Genomic DNA, 12,866 nt, shown 5'->3' with positions numbered 1-12,866 from the left:
TAGCGTCGATAAGCAATAGAACCCAGCAGAAGGATACGAACGATGAACACTGAGAACCGCGAAGCACTGCAGTCGCTCATCGGCGACGATTACCAACTGCAGTGGGTAATCGGCCACGGCGGCATGTCCACGGTGTGGCTTGCCGACGACCCCGCGCACGACCGCGAGGTGGCGCTCAAGGTCCTGCGGCCGGAGTTCAGCTCCAACGACGAGTTCCTCGCCCGCTTCCGCAACGAGGCGCTCGCGGCGGAGGGCATCAATTCGCCCAACGTCGTGGCCACCTACGACTACCGCGAGCTGGAGTCGCCGAGCGGCGCGCAGATGTGCTTCATCGTCATGGAGTACATCCGCGGCGAGTCGCTCGCGGACCTCATCGCGCGCGAGGGCGCGCTGGACGAGAACCTGGCGCTCGACGTGCTCGAGCAGGCGGCGCACGGCCTCGCCGTGATCCACCGCATGGGCCTGGTCCACCGCGACATGAAGCCGGGCAACCTCATGATCACGCAGAACGGGCAGGTGAAGATCACCGACTTCGGCATCGCGAAGGCCGCGGCGGCGGTCCCGCTCACGCGCACCGGCATGGTCGTGGGCACCGCGCAGTACGTGTCGCCGGAGCAGGCGCAGGGCATGAAGGTCACCGCCGCGTCGGACGTGTATTCGCTGGGCGTGGTGGGCTACGAGATGCTCTCGGGCAACCGCCCGTTCACCGGCGATTCCTCCGTGTCCGTCGCGCTCGCGCACGTGTCCGCGGAGCCACCCGCGCTGCCCATCGCCGTCTCAGCCCCGGCGCGCGAGCTCATCGAGATCGCGCTGCGCAAGGACCCGCGCCAGCGTTTCCGCGACGGCAACGAGATGCAGCTGGCCGTCGAGCAGGTCCGCCAGGGCCTGCGCCCCGCACAGCCGGGCGGCCAGACCGCGGTGATTGCCACGGAGCCCTCCCCCACCGCCTCGACCCAGATGCTCGCCGACGTGGCGGAGGAGCGCACCACCCGTCCCGCGGGCGCGTACCCGCCTTCCGCCGCTCGAGCAGTCGCTTCTCGACGCCCCCCTGCCCCCGCCTCCTCCCGCGCCGGCACCTACCGGGAGGCGCCCGCCCCGGCGCGCGAGCCGGAGAAGTCCTCCAAGGCCGGCCCAATCGTGGCCGGCATCCTCGGCCTGATACTCGTCGGCGGCGCGGCGGCGTGGGCGATGACCAGCGGCGTCCTCGACGGCATCGGCGGTGGCGCGTCGTCGAGCTCTTCCACGGCCCCGACCGTGGTCACGCAGACGGAGACGGTGGAATCCACGCCGTCGCCCAGCGAGGACGAGGACACGGAGACTGACACGACGACGCGCGAGCGCGAGACCGTGACGCGCCACGAGCGGAGCCCCGAGACGCTGACCATTAGCGACGAGCCCACGCAGCCGAAGCACTCTCGGGAGGCCCCGACCTCGGCGGCGCGCCCGTCGGCGCCGCAGGGCTCGAAGACGGCCGGCGCGCCGACGAGCGCCCAGGAGGTGCCGAGCGTGGCGACGCCGGCGCCGTCGGCACCCGCCGCCCCGTCCGCAGGCGCCGACACTGGAACGGACAGCGGCGCAGGTGAGATAGAATTGCCTGACCTTGATTCCATCCTCGGAGGTAATGCGCAATGATGATCGCGGATCGCTACGAGCTCGGTGACGTAATTGGCACCGGCGGCATGAGCGATGTCTACGCGGCGACCGACACAGTGCTGGGCCGCGGCGTAGCGGTCAAGATGCTGAAGATGGACATGGCGCGGGACGAGAGCTTCCGCGAGCGCTTCCGCCTGGAGGCGCAGAACTCTGCACGCCTGAACCACCCGAATATCGTGGCGGTGTACGACACGGGCGCGGAAAACGTCGACGGCGTGGCCGTCCCCTTCATCGTGATGGAGCGGGTCAACGGCCGGAACCTGCGCGACATCGTGCGCGAGGACGGGCCGCTGCCGCCGAATCGGGCGGCGTCGCTGCTGATCCCGGTGGCGCGCGCCCTGCAGGCCAGCCACGACGCGGGCATTATCCACCGCGACATCAAGCCGGCCAACATCATGGTCACCAACACCGGCGAGGTGAAGGTGATGGACTTTGGCATCGCGCGCGCGGTGGACGATTCCTCCTCCGTCCACACACAGACTTCCGCGGTGATCGGTACCGCCCAGTACCTCTCCCCCGAGCAGGCGCGCGGGAAACCGGTGGACGCCCGCTCCGACATCTACGCGCTCGGCTGCGTGATGTACGAGGCCGTGACCGGCACCCCGCCGTTTGAGAACGAGTCCCCGTTCGGCGTGGCGTACATGCACGTCCAGGAGGACCCGGAGCCGCCGAGCGAGCGCCTCGCCGCGCTGGGCCGCACCAACGGCGCGCACGGCACCGTGGCCAATGCTGCCGACGCCGCGAACGCGCTGACTGACGACGAAGCCGTGAACCTCGACTCCGTCATCCTCACCGCGATGGCGAAGCACCCGGCCGACCGCTACCAGTCCGCCACCCAGATGTGCGAGGACCTCACGCTTCTGGAGCGCGGCAGTGTCACGCACGCCGCGCGCACCCACCTGGCGGCGGCCGAGCACGACCTGGGCCAGCAGCAGCCTGGCGCGCACGCCGCCGACGCGACCGTCGTCGGCGCGACTGCCGTGCCCGGCCCTCACGCTCCCCAGGCGCCGCAGGGCCCTCAGGGCCCGCAGGGCCCGCAAGGCGTAGTGCCGCGCCCGCAGGGCACGACCCGCTACGAGGACCACCGCCGCTCCCACGAGAAGCGCCGCATCTCCTGGATGAAGTGGATCGCCGCCCTACTGGGCCTCATCCTGCTCGGTGCCGCGTCCTGGCTGGCGTACGAGTACTTCTCCACGCCCGACACCTCGTCCGACACTCCGGTGGAGGAGTCGATGGTGCAGGTCCCGGACGTGACCGGCAAGCACCGCGACGAGGCCGTCTCCGAGCTCGAGGGCCTGGGCTTCCAGGTCGCTGTGAGCGACGAGCCGAGCCCGGACTTCGCGCGCGGCGACGTGATTGGCACCAACCCGACCGCCGGCTCCGAGCTGCAGCGCGGCACCCTGATCACGGTGAGCGTGTCCACGGGCAAGGAGGTCACGGACGTGCCGGACCTCACCGACATGGCGCCGCAGGAGGCGCAGGCGCTGCTGGAGGAGAGCGGCCTGGAGCTGAACGAGGAGATCCGCCACGAGGCGTCCGAGGACGTCCCGGAGGGTGCGATCATCTCCCAGCACCCGGCCGCGGGCACGCAGCTGTCCAAGGGCAGCAAGGTCACCATCACCGTGTCCTCGGGCCCGAAGCAGGTGGAGATCCCGTCGCTGGTGGGCTTGGACGTGAACCAGGCGACGGCGACGCTGTCGTCGTTAGACTTGCGCGCAACGGTAACCAAGATCGACTCGGAGCGCCCCGACGGCGAGGTCCTCGCCGTAGCCGGGGAGAACACCGAGGTCAACGCGGGTACGACCGTGGAGCTGCGCGTGTCCAACGGGATGCTGATGACCATGCCGGAGATCACGCGCCTGGACGTCAACGCTGCGGATGAGAAGCTGCGCGAGGCCGGCTGGAACGGCCGCCTCGTCGCCGGCCCGCCGGTGCCCACGGGCGCGATGGTGGACGCCGGCATGATCGGCCACCAGGGCGTGGGCGCGGGCGAGACGATCCGCAAGGACCAGGCCATCGGCTACAACCTGTGGGAGTTCGACGCGGCCCAGCTCAACCCGCTGAACAATAGTGCCGCCTCGCGGACGCCTGGTAAGGTATCGCCCCAGAACGCCAACGGGAACCAGCTGGGCGACGCAATCCGCGGGCTCGGCCTGTAAGGAGCAAGAATATGCCGAAAGCAAAAGTCACCAAGGACGCGAAGCCGGTCACTACCGCTTCCTCCGGCGCTACCCGCACCCCGGTCAAGATCAACACCGGCGGTACCCCGATGTGGTACAAGGTCATCATGTTTGGCCTGATGATCCTGGGCTTGGCCTGGCTGATCGTCTTCTACCTTGCCGCGGACCAGATCCCGTTCCTCGCGGAGCTGGGCCCGTGGAATTACGCCATCGGCTTCGCCGGGATGATCGTCGGTTTGCTCATGACAATGGGCTGGCGCTAATCGACGCCACGCTGCAGGCGGATACCCCTCGCGGGTATCCGCTTCTTTTTTGCTCGCCGTCAGCACGAACCTGAGAATTTGAGTAATTGATAGGTAAGCAAACGCGGTAATCATTAATATTCGCGGATTTTCCCGAAAATCCCTTGACCTGCACAGTTAGTATTCCTATGGATGTTTCTACAAGTCCTCGCCACCCCCGGTTGGGGGTATATTCGTACTATATTAAGCGCAATCTCAGTTTAGTCGCTATAAATACTTACCAGGACGTCAACCGCGTCGAAATCGCACTTACTTCGAATCTCAGAAAGGAAAACCACATGCGCGCCTTCCGTACCGCCTTCGCCGCAGTGGCTACCGTCGCCATCGCTGGTGGCGCACTGACCGCCCCCGCTCACGCAATGACCAACGAGGAGTCCCGCCCGGAGACCCCGGCAACCAACGACTCCCTCCCGATCATCCACACCTACCGTGGCTCCGACCACATCAAGGCCAACGTGCTCAACGCTCGCCCGGTCTGCAACTCCACCGAGGACTACCGCACGGTGGTCTACAAGGTCACCGACAACTTCCTGCCGGTCGGCACCATCTCCACCACTAACCTGTCTGACAGCCCGGTCAACCTGACCCAGGACCTGTCCCGCACCCAGCAGATCTCCGCATCCGTCAACGGTTCCAAGACGGAGACCCTGAACATCGGCGGCACCGGCTCCAAGGACGGCCTGCAGGGCACCATCGGCTACACCCTGGCCAAGTCCCTCGGTTGGGACGTCTCCGGCTCCCTGTCCTGGTCCGTCGGCCAGAAGATCGGCCCGTACGAGGTTCCGGCCGGCAACACCGGCGAGGCTACCTACGGCTTCCGCACCGTCACCATGACCGGTACCCAGCAGCGCTGCCGCCCGAACGGCACCTGGGCGACCCCGACCGCGTGGATCGCAAACATGCCGGTCAAGAACGAGGTCCGCGTCAAGAACTACGACACCCCGGCTGCTTCCTGGGCTCCGAACAAGGGCGCACAGGTCACCAAGCCTGTCGACGATGCAAACCCGAACTTCGAGGACGAGGTCAACAAGCTCCGCGAGGGCGAGGACCTCGAGGACGTGACCAAGGTCAACGACGACGAGGCCGCTGACGTCACCAACAAGGACATCACCGACGAGGGCACCGAGGTCGTCGAGGACGACGAGGCTACCGAGGTTGCTGACAAGGAGAACACCGAGGTCGAGGAGACCATCGAGGAGACCGAGACCGAGGGCGAGACCGCCGAGGACGCTGCTGACCGCGAGCAGCAGGACCTGGACCTCGAGCCGTACTTCACCTCTTCTTCCTGGAAGTCCTCCGGCTTCGCTGGCACCACCGCGCTGCGCATCAAGAACGTTGGCAAGGACCGCTACTACGGCGAGTTCCCGGCTGTCACCTTCCGCGTTGACGTCAAGACCGCTGAGGGCCCGGAGGGCGTCGACCGCCTGATCACCGCCAACAGCCACAAGGGCGCTCACGTCCGCGACCTGGGCTTCGACCGCAAGAAGGGCGTCCGCACCTTCGAGGTCACCCTGGCTAACCCGATCAAGTCCGGCGAGGAGGTTGCAGTTGCTTCCTTCAACTTCGGCGACGGCAACACCTCCGAGGGCCGCATCCACAACTACATCACCGCGACCCAGACCGGCCGTCTCGATGGCGACGAGTCCGACGACAACGACCAGGACGTCGACTCCCGCGAGGCAACCGTGTCCGACTTCGGCCGCAAGCTGGACGGCACCTTCTAAGCTGACCGCTTAAGCGGTTCCGCTTCGAAATTTCTTCTCCCGCCCGGGCTCTCCACCACGGAGGCCCGGGCTTCTTGCTGCGCCCACAACGGCGAAGTTATCCACAGGCTGTGGATCCCTCTGTGCATACCCCACTTTCCACAGCCTGTGGATAAACCTGTGCACTACTTCCACAATCCGAACAAAGTGGCTGTTCGAACGCTCTTTGCCCTCGCCAATCGACGCCACCCCGCCCCCAGTTCGAGGAATTACACGCCCGTAACTATCCACAATGTGAATAGATCTGTGGAAAACTCCCCATGGGGATAACCGGTGGACAACACGCCGCACTTCTCCACAATCCCCACGCCAGCTACCCCGCGCTCGCCGTGCACACTGTGCACACAGTGCTCACCGTGCACACCGCCAGCGCGACCCACGCCGCCACCCACCGCGTGCGCACGCTTGGCGACGTCACCGGCCACGCCATCAGCGCCCCCGCAACCAGCCCGCCGGCGTGCCCCCACACGCTCACGTCCGAGGCGACGAGCGTGTACACCACGTTGCCCGCGAGGAGGATGAGGGCGGGGCGGGGGTCGACGTGGCGTCGATAGGCGATGGCGACGAACACCGCCATGAGGGCGTAGAGCGCGCCCGACGCCCCCGCGGTCGGGGTGAGGAACGCGAACTGGAGCACCGCGGCGGAGGACCCCAGGATCCCCGCCGCGTACGCCACCGCGTAGGGGCCGCTGCCCACGGCGCGCTCGACCTCGGTGCCGATCACGGCGAGCATGAGCATGTTGAGCACGAGGTGTGTGGCGCTTAAGTGCACGAACCCGGCGGTGAGCGCGCGCACGAGCCCCGCGCCCCGCGTCTCCGGCCCCCACAGCACGAGCTCGGCGCCCACCGAATCCCACACCACGCTGTCCAGCGAGCGCGACTGCACCGCCATCACCGCGTACACGAGGGCGCACAGCGCAGTAATGGCCACGCTCACGGGCGCGCCGCGGAAGAACTGCTGGGCAATCTTCTGCATGTCAGGCCTCCAAATACAAAAGTGCCCCCGCTGCACTGAGCGGGGGCAAGGGTCGAAGCGGTCTTACTCGGAGACCTCGACGGACTTGATGACGACGTCCTCGACCGGGCGGTCCATGCGGCCGGTCTGCACGTTCGCCAGCTCGTCGACGACCTTGCGCGAAGCCTCGTCGGTGACCTCGCCGAAGATGGTGTGGCGGTTGTTCAGCCACGGGGTCTCGGCGACGGTGATGAAGAACTGGGAGCCGTTGGTGCCCGGGCCGGCATTCGCCATGGCGAGCAGGTACGGGCGGTCGAAGGTGAGCTCCGGGTGGAACTCGTCGGCGAAGTTGAAGCCCGGGCCGCCGGTGCCGGTGCCGGTCGGGTCGCCGCCCTGGATCATGAAGCCGGGGATGATGCGGTGGAAGATCGCACCGTCGTAGAACGGGCCCTCGTTGGAGCCGGAGGCGTTGGCCGCCGAGTACTCCTGGGTGCCCTTGGCCAGGCCGGTGATGATCTCCACGGTCTTCGGCGCGTGGTTGCCAAACAGGTCAATCACGATGTCGCCGTGGTTGGTGTGCAGGGTCATCGTCTGCGTCTTATCAGTCATGGGTCCCAGGATACGCATTTTCGCGCGCGGGTGGCGGAGGGTGGCACACGAAAGCGACCCGGGGTGCGTTCCCACACCACCGGGTCGCGTGTTCGGCGCGGCGCCTACTTCAGGCCAGCGACGACCTCATCGCGCGCGGCGACCAGGTTGCGCAGCGACGGCTCGACCTCGGCGTAGCCGCGGGTCTTCAGGCCGCAGTCGGGGTTGACCCAGAGGCGCTCGGTCGGCACGTTCTCGAGCGCGGCGCGCAGCAGCCCGGCGATCTCCTCCTGCGACGGGACGCGCGGGGAGTGGATGTCCCACACGCCCGGGCCGATCTCGGAGTGGAAGGACTCGTCGAGGTCCTCGAGCAGCTCCATCTTGGAGCGCGCCGCCTCGATGGAGGTGACGTCGGCGTCGAGGGCGGCGACGGCGTCGATGATCTGCCCGAACTCGGAGTAGCAGAGGTGGGTGTGGATCTGGGTTGCGGGCTGCGCCTCCAGGGCGACCAGGCGGAACGCGCGGACGGCCCAGTCGAGGTAGGCGGCGCGGTCGTCGGTGCGCAGCGGCAGGAGCTCGCGCAGGGCGGGCTCGTCGATCTGGATGACTTTGATGCCGGCGTTCTCGAGGTCGCGGACTTCGTCGGCAAGCGCGAGCGCGATCTGGTCGGCGGAGACGGCGAGCGGGACGTCGTCGCGCTTGAAGCTCCAGGCCAGGATGGTCACCGGGCCGGTGAGCATGCCCTTGACCGGCTTGTCGGACAGCGACTGCGCGTACTTCGCCCACTCGACCGTCATCGCGGCGGCGCGGGAGACGTCGCCGACGACGATCGGCGGACGGGTGCAGCGGGAGCCGTAGGACTGGACCCAGCCGTTCTCGGTGACAACGAAGCCGTCGAGCAGCTCGGCGAAGTACTGCACCATGTCGTTGCGCTCGGCCTCGCCGTGGACGAGCACGTCGACGCCGATCTCTTCCTGCAGCTCGATGACGTTTTTGATCTCGGTGCGCAGCGCCTCCTGGTAGGCGGCGTCGTCGAGCTCGCCCGCCTTGTGGTCGGCGCGCGCCTTGCGGATCTCCGGGGTCTGCGGGAACGAGCCGATCGTGGTCGTGGGCAGCGTCGGCAGGCCGAGCGCCTCGCGCTGCGCGGCCTGGCGCGCGGAGAACTCCGGCTGGCGCTGCACGGCTCCCTCGGGGAGCGCCTGCACACGCTTCTCGACGCCCGCGTTGTGAATCTTCTCGCTCTCAGCCCTCGTCCGGACCGCACGATCCGACTGGGCGAACGCCTCCTCGGCGGCCTCGGGGCCGGCGACGAGCGCCTGGATCTCGGCGACCTTCTCGTCGGCAAACGACAGCCAGGTCGCGACGTCCACGGGCAGGTTCTTCTCCGCGGCCAGGGTGTGCGGCACGTGCTGCAGCGAGGTGGACGTGGAGACCGAGACGGCGTCGCGGCCGGCGGCCACGGCCTCGAGGACCTCGGTGCGCTCGCGCAGGTTCGCGGCCCACACGTTGCGGCCGTCGACCAGGCCCGCCACCAGGTGGGTCTCCGCCGGGATCGCCTTGGCCACGCGCTGCGGGTAGTCGGCGTCCTGGTCAAGGGTCCACGGCGCCAGGTCCACGTGCAGCGCCTCCGGGGCGAGCTCCGCCAGGACCGGCAGCGCCTCGCGGGTCGCGCCGTACGGGGTGGTCAGGTACACGGCCGGGCGGTTGTCCGCGCCGAGGAGCGTCGTGTACGCCTCGCGCAGGTGCTGCGCCAGCTCCGCGTCCGGGGTGGACAGGTCGGCGACCAGGGCGGGCTCCGCCAGCTGGACCCACTCGGCACCGGCGTCCTTGAGGGCTGCGAGGACGGTGGCGTAGGCGTCGATAAGCGAGGGCAACAGCGACCACTCGGCCGGCTTGGACAGGGCAATCAGGGTGACGGGGCCGACCAGGAACGGGCGGACCGTGTGGCCGGCCTCCTTGGCTTCCTCGAAGATGCGCACGATGCGCTCCGCGGCGGGCGCGATGTCCTGGCCAGCGGCGATCTCCGGGACGAGGTAGTGGTAGTTGGTGTCGAACCACTTGGTCATCTCGAGCGGGACGCGGGTGTCGTTGCCGCGGGCGAGGGCGAACTCCTCGTCCAGGTCGGTGCCGCCCGGGATCAGGCCGACGGTCAGCGCCGTCTCCAGGACCTGGTCGTAGTAGGCCACGTCGGCGGCGATGGCGTAATCCTCGGTCAGCCCGAGGTCGCGCAGGTGGTTGTAGTTGTCAATGCGCAGCGCATGCGTGGTGGAGCGGAACGTGTCCGCGTCGATGCGGCCCGCCCAGTAGCTCTCCAGCGCGCGCTTCAGCTCGCGGTTCGCGCCGATGCGCGGGTAGCCCTCGATTGTGGCCTTGGGGAACGGTGACGAGGATGACACAGTAGGTCCTTTCCATGGAAACGGGTGGGTCGGGTAATTCGGGTTTATTGGGGTGAGTGGTCTGCCCGCTGCGGGATCCCGATGCGGGACAACAGGTCCTGGGTCACAGCGAGGTTGTTGTGCGTGTACACGTGCAGGCCGCCGGTGCCGGCGTCCAGGATGGTGTTGGCGAGCCGCGCGGACATCTGCATGCCCAGCTCGTACTCCTCCTCCGGCGTCGTGGCCTGCGCGAGCGTACGGGCCACGCACTCCGGCACCTCGATGCCGGAGAGCTCGCCCATCCGCTGCACACGCTTCAGGCTGGTCATGGGCATAATGCCGGGGATGAGCGGGATGCGGACCCCGGCGAGTCGGGCCACCTCAACAAAGTCGAGGTAGTCCTGCGCGTTGAAAAACAGCTGCGTGATGGCGAAATCCGCGCCCAGCCGCTGCTTGGACAGCAGCACGTCCAGGTCTTCGTCGAAGTTCTTGGACTCCGCGTGCCCCGACGGGTAGCACGCCACCGACAGCGCCAGCTTGCCGGCGGCCAGGCGGAACGCCTCCTCGTCCTCCACGTCCTGGATCAGGTTGAGCAGGTCCGTGGCGTGTTGGAGGTGGTCCGCTGGCATGCCGGTCTCGGGCAGGTCGCCCCGGAGGGCGAGGAAGCCGCGGACGCCGGCGTCGATGAGCGTGCGAATCCACGTGACCAGCTCCTCGCGCGTGCCCGCGGTGCAGGCGAGGTGCGCGATCGGGCGCAGGTTGGTTGTTTCGGCGACGCGCGCGATGAGCGCGGCCGTGCCGGTGAGCCAGTCGCTGCGCCGTGAGCTGGTCACGGAGACGTAGTCGGGGCGGTAGGCCGCGAGGCCGGCGATGAGCTCGTCGAGTTTGCCCTCGTCCGCGCCGTGGCGGGGCGGGATCAGCTCGAAGCTCAACGCGGTGCGCGTGCGCCGCCGCTGCTGCGTGGTGTCCTCGCCGACGCGGTCGATCGGCGCGGAGGCAGACAGCCGCGTCGGTGCAAAAGTGCCGCGCATTGGTTTCCGCCTTTCTCTGTGTTGGGGCCGTTTTTCAACGGTGTCCAAGAATCTAGGGGCCGGTTTTTCGGGGCACAACGAGGGGGCACATCCGGGCAGGCCACGCGCGTTAAATTCGTGAATATTAATCGCAGAAATGAACAGCTTGGTATGTTTTTGCGTAACGCTTGGTCCGGGCGGGCGCGGCGGCGGTTTGGGTAGCCTTGGGGCGAACCGACCTCGACCCCCTACACAGAGGAGCGACAATGAACACGCAAATTTTCCAGGTCCTGCTCACCGGCATCTCCGACACCGTGAAGTACCTGCGCGGGCAGGACGAGAAGAAGAAGCGCGAGCTGTACGATTCGCTCGTTGACACGCTGAAGAACAACAACATCGACTCCCTGCACGACCTTGCGGACAAGGAGCAGCTGGAGGAGCTTTACGACGCCGCCCGTACCCAAGCCGGCGACGTCACCCGCGCCGCCCACAAGCGCTTGGACCGCCGCCGCGCCGCCTTCAACGCCGCGCTGCCGGCCCGCGAGGAGCAGCGCAAGGCTTGGAAGGCCGAGGCGAAGCAGCACAAGAAGAAGGCCAAGGGCAACGGCGGCAAGATCGCGGCCGGCATCTTCGGCCTCGCGGCGCTCGCCGGCGCCGGCTGGGCGTGCTGGCAGTTCTGGCTCAAGGACAAGCTTAACGACGCCCCCGAGCCCGCCCCCCAGCCGCGCACCAGCACCGGCGAGGCGAAGCTGGTCTACTCCACCACCACGGAGGACGATCTGCACGCCGAGGAGAGCACCGGCGTGTACTCCCCCGACACCGCCAACGACACCGCCACCGGCGCGCACGCGAAAGACTCCGCCGGCTCGACTGGCTCGACCGTGCTGACCACCAGCCTCAACGACACCCGCGACCACGCCGAGGGCACTGGCGAGGGCCTGTCCACCCTGGACACGCTCGAGGACGACCAGCGCAAGGCCACCCGCGGCACCTCCACCCGCAAGAGCCGCCACTCGCTGCGCGAGGACTAAAGGCGCGGGTCGCCGCGCCTGACCACGTGGACGTCGACGCCGCCAAACAGGCTGAAGCAGCGCACCACGATCTCGGGCGCGGAATCCGGCAGGTCCGCCGGGTCGATCACGCCGGGCGCCAGTTGCATGTCGTGGCCGCCGAAGAGCCCGACCCCGTTGACGCGCACGCGGAAGCCCTCGGGCACGTACACGTCGACACCGCCGAAGACGCCGACCGCATTGATGGTGGTCACCGGCTTCGCCAACTGCGCACCGCGCAGGTCAATGTCTACGCCGCCGAAGACGCCCACCGCCGTGTGCGTGGCCGCGATGGCGTCGCCGCGGACTTTCGACCCGCCGAACACGCCGAGCGAGACGCTCCGACCGCGCTCGACCGCCTGCACCTGTGCGAGCGCAGCCTCAACAGGCGGGGCGAGCTCGGCGCCCGGGATCTGCGCCGGCTCGCGGTGGCCGAAGAGGCGGTTCTGGGGGTCATCGACAAGGTCGGCGATGAGGGCCACGAGGTCGTCGCGAGTCGTGGCCGCCTCGCACTTCGAGGAACGCTCCTCGAACTCGTTCACGTCAATCTGCCCCTGGCCAAGCGCAGTGGACAGGACCTCGGCCGCGCGGTTGCGGTCGTCGTGGTTACACCGAATGCTCATACCTTGATGCTAACACCCGGCGCCGTCTTCTGCGGCCATTTTCGCAGGCAGGCATGCGTATTGGCGCCAGGGGCACTGGCGCTGACTCGAAAGCGACGACACGCTACCCGCCATCCGGCGGGTCCGGGGTACGAAACGGCGCCCGCGCCACGTGATCCACCCCAGTCGGCGTGACCCGACCCGACGGCGAGACCCACACAATCCGCCCATCCCGACGCTGCGTCCGCCCACGCGACGGCCTACCGGCCTGATAATTGTGATACCGACACAACCACCCCAAATTCCCCACCTCAGTCTCACCCCCATGCTGATGCTCCACCATATGATGCGCATCGCACTGTGACGCCGGCACATCACAATCCTTCCAC

10 protein-coding genes are annotated in these 12,866 nt (G+C 67.9%); 5 read left to right on the top strand and 5 right to left on the bottom strand.

Annotation, left to right across the window (positions count from 1 at the left end):
* Positions 1–42 precede the first annotated feature (42 nt).
* The 4 genes from CKJ82_RS09740 to CKJ82_RS09725 all read left to right on the top strand — a co-directional run bounded on the left by CKJ82_RS09740 (position 43) and on the right by CKJ82_RS09725 (position 5,859).
* Positions 43–1,632, top strand: coding sequence for a serine/threonine-protein kinase (locus CKJ82_RS09740; protein WP_095535825.1), 1,590 nt, complete (start codon positions 43–45; stop codon positions 1,630–1,632).
* Positions 1,632–3,812: a Stk1 family PASTA domain-containing Ser/Thr kinase gene (gene pknB / locus CKJ82_RS09735; protein ID WP_095538040.1), complete on the top strand. Its 2,181-nt coding sequence runs from the start codon at positions 1,632–1,634 to the stop codon at positions 3,810–3,812. Before CKJ82_RS09740 ends, pknB begins: the two co-directional genes overlap by 1 nt.
* 11 nt (positions 3,813–3,823) lie before the next feature.
* Positions 3,824–4,096, top strand: a complete 273-nt coding sequence (crgA, locus tag CKJ82_RS09730) for a cell division protein CrgA (RefSeq protein ID WP_095275316.1) — start codon at positions 3,824–3,826, stop codon at positions 4,094–4,096.
* Positions 4,097–4,413: 317 nt separating this feature from the next.
* Positions 4,414–5,859 (top strand): hypothetical protein, encoded by a 1,446-nt coding sequence (locus CKJ82_RS09725; RefSeq protein ID WP_095537978.1) that lies wholly within the window; start codon positions 4,414–4,416, stop codon positions 5,857–5,859.
* Between the two features lie 352 nt (positions 5,860–6,211).
* Here the strand turns inward: CKJ82_RS09725 and CKJ82_RS09720 are convergent, their stop codons facing one another.
* From CKJ82_RS09720 to CKJ82_RS09705, 4 genes are all read right to left on the bottom strand, one after another.
* Positions 6,212–6,874 carry a rhomboid family intramembrane serine protease gene (locus CKJ82_RS09720; protein ID WP_095537977.1) on the bottom strand — a complete coding sequence of 221 codons (663 nt, stop codon included), beginning with the start codon at positions 6,872–6,874 and terminating at the stop codon, positions 6,212–6,214.
* Between the two features lie 63 nt (positions 6,875–6,937).
* The gene (locus tag CKJ82_RS09715) at positions 6,938–7,462 is read right to left on the bottom strand and encodes a peptidylprolyl isomerase (protein ID WP_095537976.1); all 525 of its coding nucleotides are present in this window, start codon (positions 7,460–7,462) and stop codon (positions 6,938–6,940) included.
* Between the two features lie 104 nt (positions 7,463–7,566).
* Positions 7,567–9,837: a 5-methyltetrahydropteroyltriglutamate--homocysteine S-methyltransferase gene (gene metE / locus CKJ82_RS09710; RefSeq protein ID WP_095537975.1), complete on the bottom strand. Its 2,271-nt coding sequence runs from the start codon at positions 9,835–9,837 to the stop codon at positions 7,567–7,569.
* Between the two features lie 44 nt (positions 9,838–9,881).
* Positions 9,882–10,847 carry a methylenetetrahydrofolate reductase gene (locus CKJ82_RS09705; protein WP_095275321.1) on the bottom strand — a complete coding sequence of 322 codons (966 nt, stop codon included), beginning with the start codon at positions 10,845–10,847 and terminating at the stop codon, positions 9,882–9,884.
* A 245-nt stretch (positions 10,848–11,092) separates the two neighbouring features.
* Here CKJ82_RS09705 and CKJ82_RS09700 point away from each other — a divergent pair, with 245 nt between their 5' ends.
* Entirely contained in the window at positions 11,093–11,857 is a 765-nt protein-coding gene (locus CKJ82_RS09700) for a hypothetical protein (RefSeq protein WP_095537974.1), read from the top strand.
* Here CKJ82_RS09700 and CKJ82_RS09695 read toward each other — a convergent pair.
* Positions 11,854–12,498: a DUF1707 SHOCT-like domain-containing protein gene (locus CKJ82_RS09695; protein ID WP_095537973.1), complete on the bottom strand. Its 645-nt coding sequence runs from the start codon at positions 12,496–12,498 to the stop codon at positions 11,854–11,856. The two genes, CKJ82_RS09700 and CKJ82_RS09695, sit on opposite strands and share 4 nt — an antisense overlap.
* Positions 12,499–12,866 lie beyond the last annotated feature (368 nt).

It is taken from the genome of Corynebacterium gottingense (genome assembly GCF_002285125.1).
Classification (GTDB): domain Bacteria; phylum Actinomycetota; class Actinomycetes; order Mycobacteriales; family Mycobacteriaceae; genus Corynebacterium; species Corynebacterium gottingense.
The sequence above is the reverse complement of the archived record's forward strand: the minus strand, read 5'-3'. Positions and strand labels throughout refer to the sequence as shown.

Excerpts from the sequence above, each read along its gene's own strand:
- CKJ82_RS09740 (WP_095535825.1), top strand. The coding sequence starts at position 43 with ATGAACACTGAGAACCGCGAAGCACTGCAGTCGCTCATCGGCGACGAT.
- pknB (WP_095538040.1), top strand. The coding sequence starts at position 1,632 with ATGATCGCGGATCGCTACGAGCTCGGTGACGTAATTGGCACCGGCGGC.
- crgA (WP_095275316.1), top strand. The coding sequence starts at position 3,824 with ATGCCGAAAGCAAAAGTCACCAAGGACGCGAAGCCGGTCACTACCGCT.
- CKJ82_RS09725 (WP_095537978.1), top strand. The coding sequence starts at position 4,414 with ATGCGCGCCTTCCGTACCGCCTTCGCCGCAGTGGCTACCGTCGCCATC.
- CKJ82_RS09720 (WP_095537977.1), bottom strand. The coding sequence starts at position 6,874 with ATGCAGAAGATTGCCCAGCAGTTCTTCCGCGGCGCGCCCGTGAGCGTG.
- CKJ82_RS09715 (WP_095537976.1), bottom strand. The coding sequence starts at position 7,462 with ATGACTGATAAGACGCAGACGATGACCCTGCACACCAACCACGGCGAC.
- CKJ82_RS09705 (WP_095275321.1), bottom strand. The coding sequence starts at position 10,847 with ATGCGCGGCACTTTTGCACCGACGCGGCTGTCTGCCTCCGCGCCGATC.
- CKJ82_RS09700 (WP_095537974.1), top strand. The coding sequence starts at position 11,093 with ATGAACACGCAAATTTTCCAGGTCCTGCTCACCGGCATCTCCGACACC.
- CKJ82_RS09695 (WP_095537973.1), bottom strand. The coding sequence starts at position 12,498 with ATGAGCATTCGGTGTAACCACGACGACCGCAACCGCGCGGCCGAGGTC.